We start from the raw sequence: 16,389 nt of genomic DNA, 5'->3' as shown, positions 1-16,389 counted from the left end.
GAGGGCTCCCTATTCATTCAGGTGCATTCCGGTCTCGTTGTGTGGGGTATTGGCCAGCAGGTCATTCAGGCGTGATGCGGCGACGGGGAGGTCGTCGCCCAGAATGACGACTCGGCTATCCGCGAGATCCGAAGCCCGGATGCGTGCCACTGGACCACACAGCGCCAGGGGAACGCCCAACTGGTCGGCGAGCCGGGGCAGTTGGCGCCTGATCAGATCGGGCTTCTCGGCCTTGCTGCTGGCCAGCAGCAGGGCATCGACACCCAGACGTTCCTCCGCCAGGTTCAACTCCTGAAACGGCAGGGGCGCGTCCAGCCACTGGACGCGATGGCCCTGCTCGCTGATCAGAAGAGCGGCCAGCAGGCCCGTCAAGGGGCTGTCGGCCTCGGGCAGCGGGGCGACGAGGACATGCGCTTTCTCGGCCCGGGAATTGGCATGGTAGAGGCGGGTACCGATGCGTGTGCGCAGGAAGGCTTCCAGAGTTCGGCGTTGCAGCGTGGCGCCCAAGCGCTCGTCCCAGCGCTCCTCCAGGTTGTGAATGACCGGTTGCCACAGTTTCTCGACACACACATCGGCCGGGTAGAGCGCCAGGCTCTGGTTGAACAGCGCATCCAGGCGGGCGGTATCCAGAGCTTCGACGGCGGCGATCAACTGCTGGTGTTGGCTCGTCCAGTCGTCGGCGCCGGGGCGATGACTCGCCGGGGCATCGGGTTGCTCGAGCAGTTCACGCACCTGGCTGACTGGGACGCCGCGGTGTAGCCATTGCAGGATGTGTTCGACGCGTTCGATGTCCTCGCGGGCATAGAGCCGGTGGCCCTTGGGGGTGCGATGAGGGCGCAGCAGGCCATAGCGGCGCTCCCAGGCCCGCAGGGTGACCGAGTTGACGCCGGTCAGACGCGAGACCTCGCGAATCGGGTAGCGGGGCGTGTCGCCCGGGAGGTTCGCCTTGTCGTTCATGCGGGCCTCATGATGTGGTGGTAGGGTGATGTGCTGTCACCACAAGTGTTGTACAAGGTGAGTGTGTTGTACAACCCGACGGCTTCATTCTCCGGCACGTTCGGCGATCACCGCCGCCAGCGCCTCGATGAAATCGGGATGTTCGCCTACGGGAGGCAGCAGCGTCAGGGCGATGTCGGGATGTCGAGTGCCGAGAGCTTCCACCTTAGCCGGCACGTCCTTGCGCAGGTGACGACCGGCGGCGAAGAACAGCGGCAGGATCTCGGCGCGCTCGGTACCAGCGTCGGCCAGCTCGGCGACGGTCGTCTCCAGCGAGGGTTCGCTGAGCTCCATATAAGCCAGCCGCAATGGCGTGGCAAGCCGCGCATCGAGGGCCTGATAGAAGCGTTCGAAGGGTTCTCGCCAGCGCGGGTCGCTCGAGCCGTGGGCCATCAGGATCAAGGCCTTGTTCATGTCGGCACCTCCAGCGGGTCATGTCGGGGCAGAAAACGAGTCATTGAGCGTCGATGGCGATGCAGGCATCGCCGTCGCTCAGCTAGACTAACAAAGGTGTACAAAGGCTGTATAACACACCGCCATCAAGGAGATAGCCATGCGCGTATTGATCACCGGCGGTAGCGGTTTTGTGGGACAGGCGCTTTGCCCGTTGTTGAAGGAAAACGGGCATCGGCCGATGGTTGTGTCGCGAACCCCCGAGCGTGTGCGCGAGCGCCTGCCGAGTGGCACCGACATCCGCCGCTCGGCGCTGGATTTCGTCGACACGCCACCGGATGCCGTCGTCAATCTGGCGGGTGAGCCGATTGCCGCCCGGCGTTGGAGCGAGTCCCAAAAGGCGCGTCTGATCGATTCACGGGTCAACATCACCCACGAGCTGGTCACCCTGTGCGAGCAGTTGTCGCACACAGGGACAGCGCCCAGGGTGATGGTGTCGGGTTCGGCCATGGGCTTCTATGGCGACCAGGGCGAGCGGGAGGTGGACGAGGAGACGCCGCCCCATGACGAGTTCGCTCACCGGCTGTGCCGGCGTTGGGAAGAGGCCGCCCAGGATGTGACGGACTACGGGACTCGGCTGGCCATCCTGCGTATTGGGCTGGTGCTCGATCAAGGCGGCGGTACCCTGCAGCGCATGTTGCCGCCGTTCCGTCTCGGCCTGGGTGGCCGCTTTGGGCATGGGCGACAATTCATGCCCTGGGTCCACCGTCAGGACCTGGTGCGGATGATCGTCTTTCTGCTCGAGCACGAAGCGCACGAGGGCGCCTTCAATGGCAGCGCGCCGCAGCCGGTGACCAATGCCGAGTTCAGCCGGCAGTTGGCACAACGACTGAATCGGCCCACCTTGCTGCCCGTGCCCGCCTGGGTGCTGGAAGGCGTGTTCGGCGAGATGTCCCGGCTGTTGCTGACCGGTGCCGACATGCGCCCCCGGCGCTTCGAACAGGCGGGCTTCACCTTCCGCTTCCCGACGCTTGCCGAGGCGCTGGACGACATCATCGGACGAGGGTGAGCGCGGAGGCGACCATGACTGACGCGCCGGTCGGGGCCGCCAGCGAGGAAGCGCGAGGGCGTCAGGCGTGGCAGCGTCGCTGCAGGGCCTTGATCTCGTCGTCCAGGCCGGGAGCCGGGCCGTCGACCTCGATGCCCGGCGCGATGTCCTGAATGGGCAACGGTCGAACCGGCGGAGGGGCGATGCCCCATTCGTTCAGCCAGGCGGTGAGCTGCGCCGAGGAACTGGCGTAGACGATGCGCCCAAGGCCCACCCAGGCATGGGCGGCAGCACACATCGGGCAGTGCTCGCCCGAGGTATAGACGGTGGCGGCGGCTCGGGACTCGGCGGGCAGGTTTTCCGCGGCCCAGCGTGCCAGGGCGAACTCCGGATGACGTGTCGAATCGCCACCGGCGATGCGGTTGCGATCCTCGGCCAGCACCTCGCCATCGGCGCCGACCAGCACGCTGCCGAAGGGCTCGTCGCCGTGCTCCAGCGCCTCGGCCGCGAGTGCCACGCAGCGCCGGAGATGCTTCATGTCGGTATCGTCGAGCATGGTGTGACTCCTGCGGGTTCGAATGGAGCAGAGGTGGCCGAACCAATATCGACGATAGGTGCCGGGTTGTCGATCCAGGCCCGGTCAGAGCGCGGCGAGCGCCGAAGCCCGAATGGTTCGGCGCTCGCTCTTGCGTCGTAACGACCTTGCTCCGTGTTTAGCGGGAGTCTTCGTCCACGGTGACGATGACGCGCACGGCGTCGAGGCGTAGCCGGGTGCCTTCGATGGCGGCATCCAGGGTGGCGCGTTCGTCGCGCAGGGCGGTCAGTTCGTCCTCGCGCACCGAGGGGTTGCGTTGCGCCAGGGCCTCCAGGCGAGCCAGTTCGGTATCGAGGGCGGTGCGCATGCGGTCCTGGGCGGCCTCGACGATGCTCGGCAGTTCGCGTTCGGCCTCGGTCTCGGCGCGGTCGAGCAGCTCGCGGAGCTGGGCGTGACGGCTCTTGATCAGGTCGCGAGCCACCGCCTTCTTGACCTTGTTCAGGTTCTTCGACAGGCCGCTGAAGGAGATCTTGTCGGTAAGGTTGGCGCCGGATTCATCGAGCAGCACGCGAACCGCGGTGGGCGGCAGGAAGCGGTTGAGATGCAGCCGCTTGGGCGCCGGACAATGGGTGCGGAAGACCAGTTCGGCCATCAGGCGGCCGCCGGGAATCGACGGATGCTTGAGCAGTGCCAGGGCGGTGTTGCCCATGGAGCCTTCGAGGATGCGGGCCATCATCTCGCGGGTCAGCGGGTGCTCCCAACTGAGGTGCTGGACATCGTCGCGGGCCAGGGCGCGTTCCCGGGAGAAGGTCGCCGAGAAGCCTTCCTCGCCTTTTACCAGGCCGGGCAGGCCATCGAGCATCTGCGGGCTGGGTTGCAGAAGCTGGATGTCGCCGCCCAGGTCCTGGCTGTCGACGCCGAAGATGTCCAGGGCCTGGTCGATATAGCGGCGCAGGGCGCGATCGGTGTCCAACTCGTGGATCGATGCAATGACGGCCTCGGCACGTTCGTGACGGCAGGCGTTGAGTTCCAGCAGCCGATTGCGGCCGGCATCACGCTCGGCCAGTCGGGACTCGAAGAAGCTCCGGGTTTCGTCGATGACTTCTTCCAGCGCTTCTTCGTCGAGCAGGGCATCGGCCAGGGCGTCGCCGAAGGCGGTGTAGATATCGCTGCCCAGGCCATGCGGTGCGCTGAAGGCGTCCATGCCGTCGCGGTACCAGCGCAGCAGCCGCTCACCGGGACTGTCCGAGAACACCGGCACATGCAGCTCGATGGGGTGGCGCTGGCCGATCCGGTCGAGACGGCCGATGCGTTGTTCCAGCTGATCGGGATGCAGCGGCAAATCGAACATCACCAGGTGATGGCAGAACTGGAAGTTGCGGCCTTCGGAGCCGATCTCCGAGCACACCAGAACCTGGCAGCCATCCTCCTCGTCGGCGAAGGCGGCCGCTGCCCGGTCGCGCTCCACCAGCGAAAGCCCTTCGTGGAAGACCGGGGCGTGCATGCCGCCGAGCACACGGAGTCCCTCGGCCAGGCCGATGGCGGTCTCGCGGTCATGGGCGATCACCAGCACCTTGTCGTCGCCCAGCTCGGTCAAGCGCTCGAGCAGCCAGGTCACTCGCGGGTCGATCTGCCACCAGGGCTCGGCATTCAGGGGATCGTTGGCCAGCGCCCGGTACATGGTGTCCAGATAGACCAGTACCTCGGGATGGTCGAGGCCACTCTCGATGAGCAGTTCGTCCAGGTAATCCTCGTCGCGACCCAGGCGACGCAGCACGCGCCGGTAGGCGGCGGGCGGCTCGAGGCGTTCGACATGCAGGCGGCGCTCGGGGAAGCCGCCGACGTGGCGCCGACTGTTGCGGAACATCACCCGGCCGGTGCCGTGGCGGTCCAGCAACTGGTCGCGCAACTGACCGCGGGCGTCGTCGCGCTGTGCCGCGTCGCTTTCCGGCGAGGCCAGGGTGTCCAGCAGGGCCTGGCTGTCGGCTTCGTGAATCACCGCGGCGACTCGCTGACGTTCATCCTCCTGGTCGGGCAGGCGCTCCAGGGCATCGATGGCTTCGGCGACCTCGATGTAGTGGCGCTCCTCTTCCTGGAAGTCGGCCAGGTTGTGGTAGCGGTCCGGGTCGAGCAGCCGCAGCCGCGTAAAGTGGCTCTCCTGGCCCATCTGCTCCGGCGTGGCGGTGAGCAGCAGTATGCCGGGCACGCTGCCGGCGAGGCGCTCGACACAGGCGTAACCAGGGCCGACGCGCTCCTCGGACCACTCCAGGTGGTGAGCTTCGTCGACGATCAGCAGGTCCCAGTCGCAGGCTTCGGCCTGGGCCTGGCGATGCGGATCGGCGAATAGCCAGTCCTGGCTGGCCAGGATCAGCTGGCCGGCCTCGAAGGGGTTGGTATCGCCGTGGGCCAGGCTCTGCTGTTCATCCAGCAGGGTGACTTCCAGCGAGAAGCGGCGCAGCAATTCCACCAGCCACTGGTGGGTCAGGCTGGCCGGTACCAGGATCAAGGCGCGCTCGGCGCGGCCGGTGAGCAACAAGCGGTGCAGGATCAGGCCGGCCTCGATGGTCTTGCCCAGCCCCACTTCATCGGCCAGCAGCACGCGCGGCGACGGTCGGCGTGCGATCTCGTCGGCGATGTAGAGCTGGTGGGGAATCAGGTCGACGCGTGGGCCAGCCAGGCCCAGGGCGGGGTTTTGCTCGACGCGATGATAGTGATGCAAGGTCCTGAAGCGCAGGTCGAACCAGTCGTTGCGGTCGACCTGACCGGTCAGCAGTCGATCCCTGGCCTGATCGAACTGCATGGTATCGGCGAGCTTGGCCTCGGGTAGCTCGCAGAGTTCGCCCTGTTCGCTCTCGCCGATGTAGGTGATCAGGCCATTGGCTTCCTTGCTGTCGTCGACGATCAGGTGCCAGCCGTCGGTGGACTGGATGCGGTCGCCGCTGCCGAAGACCACTCGAGTCAGGGGAGCCTGCCGGCTACTGTAGGTGCGGGTTTCCTGGCTGGCGCCGAAGAGGACGGTGACGCTGCGGTTGTCGCAGTTGAGGATGGTGCCAAGGCCAAGTTCGGCCTCGCCGTCGCTGATCCAGCGTTGGCCGGGAGAGAAGTCGCTCATGGTGCCTCGGGTGCTAGGGATCATGTCTCGCGTCGCGGCCGCGATGAGATGAGGGCCGCGAGATATAGGGCGCGACATCTTACAGCAAAGCCGGCCGTGGCTTAAGTCTCCCGAGTGCCGTTCAGCGTGGTTCCAGCCAGTCGTCCAGGATGGCGCGGGTGAGCTCGCCGACGTGCTGGGCCACGCCGCGACCTTCGGCATCGAACAGCAGGGTGGTGGGCAGGCCCGGGGACTCGCTCTCGACCATCAGCGTCTGGCGCGGATCGAGCAGAGCATGGGTGAATTCGAGGCCCTGTTCATCGAGATATCGCACCACTGGCAGCAGGTCTTCGCCCTGGTTGACCACCACCACGGTGACGCCTGCGCGGTCATCGACCTCGTCGAGCAGCGGCATCTCCCGACGACAGGGCGGACACCAGGTGGCCCAGAGGTTGACCAACACCTTCTCGCCGCTCAACGAGGCCAGTTCGACACTTTCTCCCTCCAGGTTCTCCAGGGTGATGTCGGGCAACTGGCGCAGGGCCATGCCGCCACCCAGCGGTGCCAGTGCCGTCAGGGCCAGCCACAGCAGCGAGGCACCGATGGTCAGTCCCGTGGCGCCGAGCAGGGCACCGAGACGGTCGCGCAGTGACCACAGCGTCCAGGCCAGTGCCGCCAGTAGCCCCACCACGCCCTGGAAGCCGGGCTGCCAGAACTTGAGAATATCCAGTGGCGCCTCGGCATAGGCCGCCGGATGCAGGGCGACATGGCCGAGCCTGGCTGCCACCAGCCAGACGATGAGCAGGCCATTGAACCAGCGCACGTGTCGCTGTCGGGGCAGGCCGAGCAGGAAGACGCTGAGGGCCAGCAGCAACAGAGTGACGGCAAGGGCGTAGAGGCGGGGCAGTGGGAGCAGCACGGGCCCCAGGGCGATAGCATCCATGGCGAGGTTCTGGCTTCCGGGTCAAGGGTCGGCGCGCTGCGCCGGACCGGTTACACTTGGCGGATTCGTTTTGCCAAGCCTACTGCCGGTGGGCGGGGCTGTCATCCAGCGGGAGCATTCATGGCACAACCGGCCTTCGACACCCTCCGCGCCCTGGCCATTGCCAGCCAGGCGCTGGGCTTCATTCTCATCATCACCCTGGAGACCGTGATGGGCGACGCGGCCCGCCCCTGGCAGGGCTGGACGCTGGCGGCCATGGTCGTGGCCGCCCTGTGGATCGCCCTGGTGCGGCTGTATCGGCGCAATAAGGCTCGCAAGCGGCGTGATATGTCGTGATTAAGCGTTGAGCACTCACGCGTGCAGCGGCAGGTAGACGTGCTCGTAGCCGATCGAACCTGCCACGCCGATCAGCAGGACCGCCATGACCCGGTTGAGGGCCTTGAAGACGCGCGGGTTCCCGAGGCGTCGGCCGGCCAGGAAGCCTGCCAGGGCATAGCTGCCGGGGGCGCCGGAGGCCAGCACCGCAAGCCCCAGGGAGGCGAACAGCAGTGCAGGCCCTTCGATGCCCGCGTGGGGAAACTGGAGGGTCGCGATGGGCAGAGTGGCCAGCAGCCCCTTGGGGTTCATCAACTGCATGACCAGGCCATCGCGAAAGCGTAGTCGGGTGCCCTGTGTTGCTCCGTCGATGCTGACCTCGGCTCGCATGACCTTGAGGGCCAGATAGGCGATGTAGAGGCAGCCCAGGGCACTGATCACCAGCAAGGCATCGCCGCGCACCCAGCGCGCCCCCACCCAGCCGAATAGCAACAGCAGCAGCATGGCCGTGCCGACGCCGGCGAAGAAGCCCAGTGACGAGGCAAAGCGGCCATTCAGGCCGGAATTCAGGGCAAACAGGTTCACTGGCCCAGGCGTGTACATCACGCCAATGGCATAGGCGAGGATCTCGATCATGATGGGGTCCCGGTCAGACGATGACGTTGCGCTGGTACTGCCTCGGCGTCATGCCATAGATGCGCTTGAAGCGACGGTTGAAATGACTCAGGTCGGCGAAGCCGTAGCGGCCGACCACGTCGTTGAGCTCGTGGCCTGCATCGAGGGCCGAGCGGGCGGCGTTGATGCGGCAGTTGAGCACGTACTGGTGCGGGGTGATGCCGAACTGGCGACGGAACAGCCGCAGGAAGTGATACTTGGAGAGATGGGCCGCCTGGCTGATCTCCTCGAGGGAAATGTCGTGCTCGGCATGGGCATGGATGAATGTCTTTGCCCGCTCCAGCAGCTTGTCGGTGCGTCCCGTCGACACGTCCTCATCCAGGTTGCCGGTCCGCTGGACCAATCGGGCGGCGATCCGGTAGAGCGCGTACTCCTGGTCGATGCGGCTGCCCGTGTCGGTATCGATTCGCCGCGCGAGATCGAGGATCTCGCCACGCAACGCACCGTCATGAATCAGCGTCTCGGCGGCGCGAAACTGGCTGGCGCTCTCACGGCCCGCCGCGCTGGCGAACAGCGGCGCGAGTTGCGCCGGGTCTGCGTAGAGCATCACATAGTCGAGGGTATCGTTGCCCCCGGCCTGGCCGTCGTGCACCTCATCCGGATTGAACTCGATGATGGTGCCCGGGCGGCTGCGGTGATACTCGCCGCCGCTGAAGAAGTCCTGGCGCCCGGCCAGGGTCACGCCGAAGGCATATTCCTCGTGGGCATGGCGATCGTAGCTGAAGTCGCTCATTGCGGCGCGCAGCATGGTGAGCCCCGGCACATGCCGGCTTCTGGTGAAGCGGAATTGGCTCCGTTGCGTCAAGGTCGCACCTCCTCGGGCGGCGTCTGTGCCCTTTACGCCACCACTCTAGCGTCACTCGCCCGCCGGGGCTTGGACAGAATTGCGCAACTCACGACGATTGTCCCGCGTGCCGGAAAGCGCCGGGGCAGTGGCGTCAGGAACGAAGCGGTGCCCGGCCGAGATCATGTGGCCTGTCGACATCGCGCAGCACGCCGGGGTCGTCGACGGGCAGGTGATGGCAACGTTCGCGATGGCGTACAAGCAGCTCGTGTGCGCCGTGGTCGCCGGCGAGATTCGACAGCTCGGGCCAGAAGGTGCGGCCGAACAGTACCGGATGGCCCGGTTGGCCATCATGGGTGGGGCGAAGGAGGGTGTCATCGCAGGCGTGGGCGAGTAGAACCTCGCTGGTGGCCGGTGCGATCCAGGGCATGTCGCCGAGCCAGATCGCCAGGGCGCGGCAATGCGCCAGTTCGGGATCGAGGCAGGCGGTGCGAACGGCATGGCCAAGGCTGGTGCCAAGGCCCTCCCGAATGCTGGAAGGTACGTGCCAGTGCGGTACCGATGGCGACAGCCCCAGGGAGGCCGGGGTTTCGTCTCCACGCAGGATCAGGCGCTGGAGAGGGTAGGTGCGCGAGACCGACTCCCGGGTGGCCGCCAGCAAGGAGCGGCCATCGGCGAGGCGGGCGGTGCGCTTGTCACGGCCGAAACGGCGGGAGCGACCGGCGGCCATCACCAGGACCACTACGTCATCGGCCGTCATGGCTGGCGCCCCCGCTGCACGCGGAGGATATCGGCCATGACGGCCAGGGCGATCTCGGCGGGCGTCTTGCTGCCGAGGTCGAGCCCGATGGGCATGTGCAGGCGATCGATCTGCGCCTCGTCGAGGCCGCCGGAGCGGCGCAGGCGCTCGGCCCGGGCTTCGGAGGTGCGGTGCGAGCCCATCACGCCGATGTAGAAGGCCGGTGTCCTGACCGCCTCGATCATCGCCAGGTCGTCGATGCGCGGGTCATGGGTCAAGGCCACCACCGCCGTACCGTCATGGCTGGCCTCGGGAATCAGGCTGGATGGCAGCCGCGGGACGACATTAACGCCCTCGATGTCAAAGGTACGGCAGGCCTCTTCCCGTGGGTCGCAGACGATGACTTCGAAGTCCAGTGCTCGAGCGAACTCGGCGCAGAAACGCGTTACCGGCGAGATGCCGGCGATGATCAGTCGATGCGTCGGAGCCAGGCGTAGCCGTACGTGGTCGTGGGTGCGTTCGACACGCGGCCCCAGGCCGTCGTCATCGAGCAGGCGGGTGGCTCCGTCGTCGAGGGCCACCTCGCGAAGGCGTGGCGGAGCGCCGCGCAGGATATCGCGCATGGCGGCGAGCAAGGTCGTGCTGGCCTCGCCGGCCGTAAAGCGCTCGACCAATACCTCCAGCACGCCGCCACAGGGCAGTTGCAGGCCTTGCTCGCCACTATCGCCGTAGTGCACCAGGCGCGGCGCGGCATCGAATTCGCCGCTGGCCAGGCGGGTCAGGAAGTCGTCCTCGACGCAGCCACCGGACAGCGATCCGACGTGTTCGCCGTCGCGGGTGGCGGCAAGCAGGGCGCCGGGCGGACGGGGCGACGAGCCGAAGGTTGCCAGCACGGTGCACAGCCAGACGTCGTGACCCTGGCGTACCCATGACAGGGCGCTTTCCAGGGTGGCGAGATCAAGGGGCAGCATGGGCGCTGTCCTCGCGCAGGTCTGCGACGTCCTCGGGGGCGATATCGCCTGGTTGGCCACCCCAGGTTTCACGCAGGTAATTACCCAGGTCGGCGAGTTCGGTATCGCTCAGGTGAGCGGCGAAACCGGGCATTTCCTGCATGCGGGCGAAGCCGGGAAAGTCGCGGGCTTCAATACCGTCGAGCATCACCCTGAGCAGATTGGTGGGATCCTCGAGGCGCAGGGTGGTGTTGCCGTTCATGGCCACCGCGACCTGCGGCTTGCCCTGGCCATCGCCGCCGTGACAGCCGGCGCAGGTGTCGAGATAGGACTGGCGCCCGCGACGTGCGGAGTCGCTCAGGGTCTCCAGGGGACGGGGCTCGATGCGTCTGGCCTCGGGCGGTGTGTCGCCGAGCAGGTAGGTCGCCATGGCCGAGAGATCTTCGTCGGTCAGGTATTGGGTGCTGTGATGCATCACCGGAAACATCTCGTTGAACACCGAGCCCTGCGGGCTCATGCCGTGCTTGAGGAAGTGCGCGAGATCGTCGCGGTTCCAGCCGCGCTCGGCCAGTGCCTCGGCCTCGAGGCTGGGCGCGCGGTAGCCGGCCAGGCTACCGCCCTCCAGGTGGCGGTCGAGATCCATGGCGCCCGTCCAGCTGCGGGGCGTATGGCACTCCCCGCAATGTCCCATCGCCTCGACCAGGTATTGCCCGCGTTGCCAGGCGGAGCTCTGTGACGACGATGCGTCCGGCTCAAGGGCATCGGCGTAGATCAGGTTCCAGAATGCCACCCCCCAGCGCTGGTTGTAGGGAAAGGAGAGGTCGGTCTCGGGCGCCGCACGGGCAATCGGTTCGCGGCTCATCAGGAAGGCATAGATGGCGTCGGCATCCTCGCGACGCATCAGGTGATAGGACGTGTAGGGCATCGCCGGATAGAGCTGTCGCCCGCTCGGTGTCTCGCCCTCGGTCAAGGCATGATAGAAGTCATCGGCACTGTACTCGCCGATGCCATAATTCGGGTCGGGCGTGATGTTGGTGCCGTAGATGGTGCCGAAGGGCGAAGCGATGGGCACGCCGCCGGCGAAGGGGGCGCCTCCCTCGGCGGTGTGACAGGCCGCGCAGTCGGCGGTGCGCGCCAGATAGCGGCCGCGCTCGATGAGCGATTCATCGTCGGCCGCCTGGGCTGTCAGACCGGGCACCAGCAGTATTCCGATCAGTAAGCGTCGCATTCAGCCCTCCTTGACCAGTCCGAGTTCCTCGATGGCCGCCTTGGCGGCCTGGTAATAACGCACATAGCCGGTGCAGCGGCAGATATGATGCCCCAGCGCCTGGTCGATGGTGGCCTCGAGATCGGCGCGCGCCACCGGCTCGCGCTCCAGGCGTTCCACCAGCACCGTGGCGGCATTGACGAACCCGGGCGCGCAGTAGCTGCACTGAAAGGCGAAATGATCGACGAACTTCCGCTGGATCGGGTTCAGGGCGACGACGTCGCCATCATCGCCGTGTTCTGCGTGTCCCTCGATGGTGCGGATGCGCTTGCCGTGAAAGAAGTGGGCGCCGGTGATACAGATGCGCATCTCCTCGCTGGTGCCGTCGTCGTGATCGAGGATCACCACGCAAGCACGGCAGATACCCTGACCGCAGCCGAGCCGCGAACCGGTGAGGCCCTGATATTCGTGAAGAAAGTCGATCATCATCAGATCGTCCGGTATCTCCACGGGGCCGACGGCCTGGCCGTTGATCGTCAGACGCAGGGGGCGGGTGGAAAGCTCAGCCATGGAGGGCCTCCTTGATGCGTTCGGGCGTCACGGGCAGGTCACGGAATCGTTGGCCGGTGGCGTGGGCCAGGGCGTTCACGATGGCGCCGACGATGGGGATCATCACCACCTCGCCCATGCCCTTGGCGGGATCGGTATCGGAGAGGGGCGGCAGGATTTCGCTGCCCTGCTTCCAGACCGCGCAATGGCGAGCCAGGGGAAGCTGGTAGCGATTGACGTTCCAGGTGCCGTTGCCGGGGCCATCTTCGTAGAGCGGCATTTCTTCGAGCAGGGCGTGGCCGATGCCCATGGCGATGCCGCCTTCGAGCTGGCCCTTGACCAGTTCGGGGACGATCGGCTTGCCGCACTCCACCCAGGAGTAGTGTTCGAGGATCTCGACCTCGCCGCTGCCCTTGTTGACACGGAGGTCGACCAAGGTGGCGACCGGGCTGTAATAGGTGACGTGGGCGTTGTTGAGCTGTACGTCGGGATAGCGCACGTCGCGCCGGTCGAGCAGGTGATAGTCGTCGTCGCCGTACTTCACTGCCACGGCGTCGAGGGGCAGGCGCGGAGCCTCGTCGTTCAGCGGAAACTCGGCACTGGCCCAGCTCCAGCGGTTGAAGGCATGCACACTGGCGGCGGTGACCAGGCCCATTTCGTGCGCCTTGGCGGCCAGTTTCGCCAGGGGAATCGGCGTCATGCCGCTGGCGGTGAGGTGCCCTTCGACCCAGCGGGCGTCCTCGAGACGCATCACATAGGGATTGGCCTGGCCTCCATAGATGCCCTGTCCCCAGATCGACAGCGCCGCAGGCCATAGCCCATGTCGGAATACCAGGCGTGCCGCCTCGCGCGTGGCGTGACTGGAGTAATAGGCGGAATTGGACGCCGAGGAGGGCGAGGCGAGGCGAGGTGTCCAGCGCGGGTTGCGGCTGAGGCGATCCTGTTCGGCCTGCTGCATGGTATAGGGATTGCCGCTGGTCTCGAGCGTCAGCTCCGGCCAGTCGGTTTCGCCGGTCTTGATGTCGTCGGCCGGCCGACCGAGGAAGTCGACCACATTCATGGCCTGGGATGTGGCGGTGCCGGTTCCCATGTCGATGGCGATCTGGCGCAGCCGGATACGCCCCTCGGCGTCGATCTCGACGCTGGCCATGGGCGCCTCGGCGCCGGTGCCGAAATCCTTGTGGCTGACCGCGAAGCCGGTGCCGTAGAGGTGGTCGGGATCCTCGGCCTGGCGTTTGTCGCGGCGCTCGGTGCGTTCCTTCCAGAGGGGATGGCGCTCGGCCTTGTCGAGCATCTCACCGACCCGGATGGCACCGCCAGGGATCGCTCCCTGGGTGTTCTTCATGCCAGCCTCGAGCACATTGGCGCGGCGCAGCTCGATGGGGTCGACGTCGAGGCGCTCGGCGAGTTCATCGACCATCATCTCGGTGGCGGCCATGGTCTGCAGGGTGCCGTAGCCTCGCATCGAGCCTGCTTCCACGGCCCGGGAGGGGTAGGCGGTGGTGGCCAGGTCGCTGCGAGGCAGGTAGTAGACCGACTGGGCGGCAGTGGCGCCGACCGCTGCCACCGAGGCGCTGTAGTTGGCTCGACCGCCGCCGTTGACGTCCATGTGGGCGCGGAAGATCTGGAATTTCAGGGAGTCCCGGTCCACCGCCAGGCGATAATCCATATCGAAGGGGTGACGCTTGATGCCGCTCTGGAACTGCTCGAAGCGATCATTGGCCAGGCGCACCGGGTGACCGTCGCCATACAGGGCGGCGATCACCGCATAGTAGACGAAGATATTGTGGTCCTTGGAACCGTAGCCCACGGTGTAGCCTGGGTGGACATTGAGGTGGCGGACGTCGAAACGTGAGCCTTCGAGCATGCGTGCTGTCTCGTGGGCTGACTCGAAGGGGCACTGGGTGGCGACCACGAAATTTAGGGTGCCGGTGTCGGGGTCGAGCCAGCCGTTGCCATTGTCCGGCTCCAGTGCGGCCGGCTCGATGTAGGGCGTAGTGTAGCGCGCCTGGAAGACTTCCCAGTTGTCGGGCGGGTCGTCCAGCGTGTCCTGCATGCGTCGGGCGTGATAGACCCCCTGTTCGCCAATGTCGCCATTGAGGCTGGGATCGTCGGGCCACACCGGGCGGCGATTCTTGATGGTGGGGAAGAGATCGCTGTCCTTGAGGCTGGAGAAGACGTCCGGGTCGTAGGGCGTTTCCCCGCCGACACGCACATAGCGGAAACTCCCGTAGGGCGGGCGCTCGACCTCGCCGGTCTTGGCGCCGTAGCGGATCAGGTCGTCACGGAACTGCAGGGCGTTCTTGGCCGCACGATAGCGTGCAAAATCATGCCAGATCAGTATGGCCACCGGATGGCCGAGAAAAAGCGGCGTCTTGCCCTCGGGCAGGAGCGGATCCGGGCCATGGCTTTCCGGGAATCCGACTCCGTCCTGCTCGAGGTCGGCGGAAGTGACGATGCGGTCCGGTTGCAGGCCGTCATCCAGCAGGGAGAGGTCGAAGCCCTGGTAGGTGCGGTCGGCACGGGTCGCCTTGAGCAGCATGGCGTGGCTCTGCTGCTGTGGCCAGCCTGGCATGTCCCGGGCACGAATGTCGCGGGCGAAGACCTTGGCACCGCTGACCTTGCTGATGGCGTCGATGCGAAAGTGTGCCCCCGAGGGGGAGGCCCACTGGTCGCGAGCGGCAGTGACACGGGGCTCGAAGAGCGCCGCGAAGGCGCGACTGCCCAAGGGCGCGACGGTAATGCCGATACCGGTGGCGCTGCCTTTCAGGAAGGCGCGACGCGAGAGGCGAGGGTACTTCATGGTCGTCCCCATTGCGGTGGCTGGACACGGTGCTTGGCGGTGTTATGTCGTTATCGTGGCCATAGTACTTGGTAGCAGACTAATTGACCAGTTGGACAGTTTTTGAGCGAGCTTGAAAATGCCCCTTGCCAGCTGGCCGGTGATGCTGTCCATGAAATGAGCGTAGGGAAGGACATGACTCGCCCGCAAATCGAGGACGAGACAAAGTGGGGGATCTCTGGTCGAGGTGAGCGAGGACGGCGTCGGCAAGGCTGGCCTGACGCCCAGGAGCTGGATGCCTGGGCGATGACGGCGCGCCGCTGCGGGTAGCGGCGCGCGGGGACTCACTGGTCCCAGGCGGGGGCGATCTCGGGGTTGGCGATGCGTTCGCCGCGATCGAGGGTGGCGATCTCGGCCATTTCCTCGTCGCTCAGGGTGATGTCCAGGGCCTCGATATTACGCTTGAGGTTGGTCTCCTTGGTGGAGGATGGGAAGGTGACGATGTCCAGCTGATTCAACCAGGCGATGGCCACCTGCGCCGGCGTGGCGTCATGGGCCTCGGCGATGCGCTGCAGGGTGGCATCTTCCATCACCTTGCCCACCGCTAGCGGCATGAAAGCTGTCACGGCAATGTCGTGGCTCTGGCAATGTGCCACCAGGTTGCGGTTCTGCAGGAAGGGATGCACCTCGATCTGGTTGGTCAGCAGGGTGCCGGCACCGAGGATGTCCACGGCCTGGTCGATCTGTGCCCGAGTGAAGTTGGAAACACCGATATGGCGGGTCTTGCCGGCTTGCTGGACTTCGCTCAGGGCCGTCAGATAGTCGGCCATCGGGACCTCGTCGCCGGGCGAGGGCCAGTGGATCAGCAGCAGATCGACGTACTCGGTACCGAGCTTCTCGAGGCTCTCGTCGACGCTGGCCTTGAGGTCGGCTGGTTGCAATCGGTCGAACCAGACCTTGGTGGTCAGGAAGATCTCCTCGCGGGGTACCTCGCTTGCTGCGATGGCGGCGCCGACGTCGGCCTCGTTGTCGTAGAACTGCGCCGTGTCGATATGGCGATAACCCAGCTTCAGGGCAGTATCGATGACGCGCCTCACCGTGTCGCCTTCCAGGCGATAGGTGCCGAGGCCGGGATTGGGCAGAGTCTGTTGGGTGCTCATGTTCGCTCCGTGTCGTGGGGTGTCGACTTGGGCGGTGGGCCCGCGCCAGGATTGATTGGCTAAAATGTTAGAAGATTCATGATGTGTTTGCGCACTTTATACCCATATGGGGCGGGGTTCCGGCACATCAAGGGGCAAAAGGCGTAGTGCTATACATTCAGCGGCCTGTCTGGGGCCATGCCGGCGTCTCGGCGTTGATCCCGTATGCCCGACCAGCATGTC

Annotated in this window: 15 protein-coding genes; 2 read left to right on the top strand and 13 right to left on the bottom strand. The window is 66.0% G+C overall.

All coding sequences use genetic code 11. The features are described 5' to 3' along the window. Positions 1–9: 9 nt before the first annotated feature. Together FZZ93_RS12145 and FZZ93_RS12140 are read right to left on the bottom strand one after the other, a co-directional pair. A complete protein-coding gene (locus FZZ93_RS12145) occupies positions 10–957 on the bottom strand; it encodes a MerR family transcriptional regulator (protein WP_149322593.1) in 948 nt (315 codons plus the stop codon). A gap of 84 nt (positions 958–1,041) precedes the next feature. Beyond that, a complete protein-coding gene (locus FZZ93_RS12140) occupies positions 1,042–1,410 on the bottom strand; it encodes a sirohydrochlorin chelatase (protein ID WP_149322592.1) in 369 nt (122 codons plus the stop codon). Between the two features lie 139 nt (positions 1,411–1,549). Here FZZ93_RS12140 and FZZ93_RS12135 point away from each other — a divergent pair, with 139 nt between their 5' ends. Further along, on the top strand, positions 1,550–2,458 hold the full coding sequence (locus tag FZZ93_RS12135; RefSeq protein WP_149322591.1) for a TIGR01777 family oxidoreductase: 909 nt from the start codon (positions 1,550–1,552) through the stop codon (positions 2,456–2,458). A gap of 61 nt (positions 2,459–2,519) precedes the next feature. Here FZZ93_RS12135 and FZZ93_RS12130 read toward each other — a convergent pair whose 3' ends face one another. The 3 genes from FZZ93_RS12130 to FZZ93_RS12120 form a co-directional block, all read right to left on the bottom strand. Beyond that, the gene (locus FZZ93_RS12130) at positions 2,520–2,993 is read right to left on the bottom strand and encodes a nucleoside deaminase (protein ID WP_149322590.1); all 474 of its coding nucleotides are present in this window, start codon (positions 2,991–2,993) and stop codon (positions 2,520–2,522) included. Between the two features lie 157 nt (positions 2,994–3,150). Beyond that, positions 3,151–6,084 (bottom strand): RNA polymerase-associated protein RapA, encoded by a 2,934-nt coding sequence (rapA, locus tag FZZ93_RS12125; RefSeq protein WP_149322589.1) that lies wholly within the window; start codon positions 6,082–6,084, stop codon positions 3,151–3,153. Between the two features lie 121 nt (positions 6,085–6,205). Continuing rightward, positions 6,206–7,006, bottom strand: coding sequence for a TlpA disulfide reductase family protein (locus tag FZZ93_RS12120; RefSeq protein ID WP_149322588.1), 801 nt, complete (start codon positions 7,004–7,006; stop codon positions 6,206–6,208). 120 nt (positions 7,007–7,126) lie between these two features. Between FZZ93_RS12120 and FZZ93_RS12115 the strand changes: the two genes are divergently transcribed. Next, positions 7,127–7,342: a hypothetical protein gene (locus FZZ93_RS12115; RefSeq protein WP_041601837.1), complete on the top strand. Its 216-nt coding sequence runs from the start codon at positions 7,127–7,129 to the stop codon at positions 7,340–7,342. A 15-nt stretch (positions 7,343–7,357) separates the two neighbouring features. On the opposite strand, the gene FZZ93_RS12110 is transcribed toward FZZ93_RS12115, so the two are convergent. The 8 genes from FZZ93_RS12110 to dkgB all read right to left on the bottom strand — a co-directional run bounded on the left by FZZ93_RS12110 (position 7,358) and on the right by dkgB (position 16,167). Further along, the gene (locus FZZ93_RS12110) at positions 7,358–7,957 is read right to left on the bottom strand and encodes a LysE family translocator (protein ID WP_149322587.1); all 600 of its coding nucleotides are present in this window, start codon (positions 7,955–7,957) and stop codon (positions 7,358–7,360) included. Positions 7,958–7,970: 13 nt separating this feature from the next. Continuing rightward, positions 7,971–8,801 carry a helix-turn-helix transcriptional regulator gene (locus FZZ93_RS12105; protein WP_149322586.1) on the bottom strand — a complete coding sequence of 277 codons (831 nt, stop codon included), beginning with the start codon at positions 8,799–8,801 and terminating at the stop codon, positions 7,971–7,973. A gap of 133 nt (positions 8,802–8,934) precedes the next feature. Further along, positions 8,935–9,540, bottom strand: a complete 606-nt coding sequence (locus FZZ93_RS12100) for a nucleotidyltransferase family protein (protein WP_149322585.1) — start codon at positions 9,538–9,540, stop codon at positions 8,935–8,937. Continuing rightward, positions 9,537–10,490, bottom strand: a complete 954-nt coding sequence (locus tag FZZ93_RS12095; RefSeq protein ID WP_149322584.1) for an XdhC family protein — start codon at positions 10,488–10,490, stop codon at positions 9,537–9,539. The genes FZZ93_RS12100 and FZZ93_RS12095 overlap by 4 nt, the downstream gene beginning before the upstream one ends. Next, entirely contained in the window at positions 10,477–11,697 is a 1,221-nt protein-coding gene (locus FZZ93_RS12090) for a cytochrome c (RefSeq protein WP_149322583.1), read from the bottom strand. Before FZZ93_RS12090 ends, FZZ93_RS12095 begins: the two co-directional genes overlap by 14 nt. Then, positions 11,698–12,246: a (2Fe-2S)-binding protein gene (locus FZZ93_RS12085; RefSeq protein ID WP_149322582.1), complete on the bottom strand. Its 549-nt coding sequence runs from the start codon at positions 12,244–12,246 to the stop codon at positions 11,698–11,700. After that, positions 12,239–15,028 (bottom strand): xanthine dehydrogenase family protein molybdopterin-binding subunit, encoded by a 2,790-nt coding sequence (locus FZZ93_RS12080; RefSeq protein WP_149322581.1) that lies wholly within the window; start codon positions 15,026–15,028, stop codon positions 12,239–12,241. Before FZZ93_RS12080 ends, FZZ93_RS12085 begins: the two co-directional genes overlap by 8 nt. A 323-nt stretch (positions 15,029–15,351) precedes the next feature. Continuing rightward, positions 15,352–16,167 (bottom strand): 2,5-didehydrogluconate reductase DkgB, encoded by an 816-nt coding sequence (dkgB, locus tag FZZ93_RS12075; RefSeq protein WP_149322580.1) that lies wholly within the window; start codon positions 16,165–16,167, stop codon positions 15,352–15,354. Between the last annotated feature and the right edge of the window lie 222 nt (positions 16,168–16,389).

Source organism: Halomonas eurihalina (assembly GCF_008274785.1).
GTDB classification, from domain to species: Bacteria; Pseudomonadota; Gammaproteobacteria; order Pseudomonadales; family Halomonadaceae; genus Halomonas; species Halomonas eurihalina.
The sequence above is the reverse complement of the archived record's forward strand: the minus strand, read 5'-3'. Positions and strand labels throughout refer to the sequence as shown.

Bases quoted from the DNA above. Each gene is read 5' to 3' on its own strand.
- FZZ93_RS12120 (WP_149322588.1), bottom strand. From the start codon at position 7,006: ATGGATGCTATCGCCCTGGGGCCCGTGCTGCTCCCACTGCCCCGCCTC.
- rapA (WP_149322589.1), bottom strand. From the start codon at position 6,084: ATGAGCGACTTCTCTCCCGGCCAACGCTGGATCAGCGACGGCGAGGCC.
- FZZ93_RS12140 (WP_149322592.1), bottom strand. From the start codon at position 1,410: ATGAACAAGGCCTTGATCCTGATGGCCCACGGCTCGAGCGACCCGCGC.
- FZZ93_RS12095 (WP_149322584.1), bottom strand. From the start codon at position 10,490: ATGCTGCCCCTTGATCTCGCCACCCTGGAAAGCGCCCTGTCATGGGTA.
- FZZ93_RS12145 (WP_149322593.1), bottom strand. From the start codon at position 957: ATGAACGACAAGGCGAACCTCCCGGGCGACACGCCCCGCTACCCGATT.
- FZZ93_RS12115 (WP_041601837.1), top strand. From the start codon at position 7,127: ATGGCACAACCGGCCTTCGACACCCTCCGCGCCCTGGCCATTGCCAGC.
- FZZ93_RS12100 (WP_149322585.1), bottom strand. From the start codon at position 9,540: ATGACGGCCGATGACGTAGTGGTCCTGGTGATGGCCGCCGGTCGCTCC.
- dkgB (WP_149322580.1), bottom strand. From the start codon at position 16,167: ATGAGCACCCAACAGACTCTGCCCAATCCCGGCCTCGGCACCTATCGC.
- FZZ93_RS12085 (WP_149322582.1), bottom strand. From the start codon at position 12,246: ATGGCTGAGCTTTCCACCCGCCCCCTGCGTCTGACGATCAACGGCCAG.
- FZZ93_RS12110 (WP_149322587.1), bottom strand. From the start codon at position 7,957: ATGATCGAGATCCTCGCCTATGCCATTGGCGTGATGTACACGCCTGGG.
- FZZ93_RS12090 (WP_149322583.1), bottom strand. From the start codon at position 11,697: ATGCGACGCTTACTGATCGGAATACTGCTGGTGCCCGGTCTGACAGCC.
- FZZ93_RS12080 (WP_149322581.1), bottom strand. From the start codon at position 15,028: ATGAAGTACCCTCGCCTCTCGCGTCGCGCCTTCCTGAAAGGCAGCGCC.
- FZZ93_RS12135 (WP_149322591.1), top strand. From the start codon at position 1,550: ATGCGCGTATTGATCACCGGCGGTAGCGGTTTTGTGGGACAGGCGCTT.
- FZZ93_RS12130 (WP_149322590.1), bottom strand. From the start codon at position 2,993: ATGCTCGACGATACCGACATGAAGCATCTCCGGCGCTGCGTGGCACTC.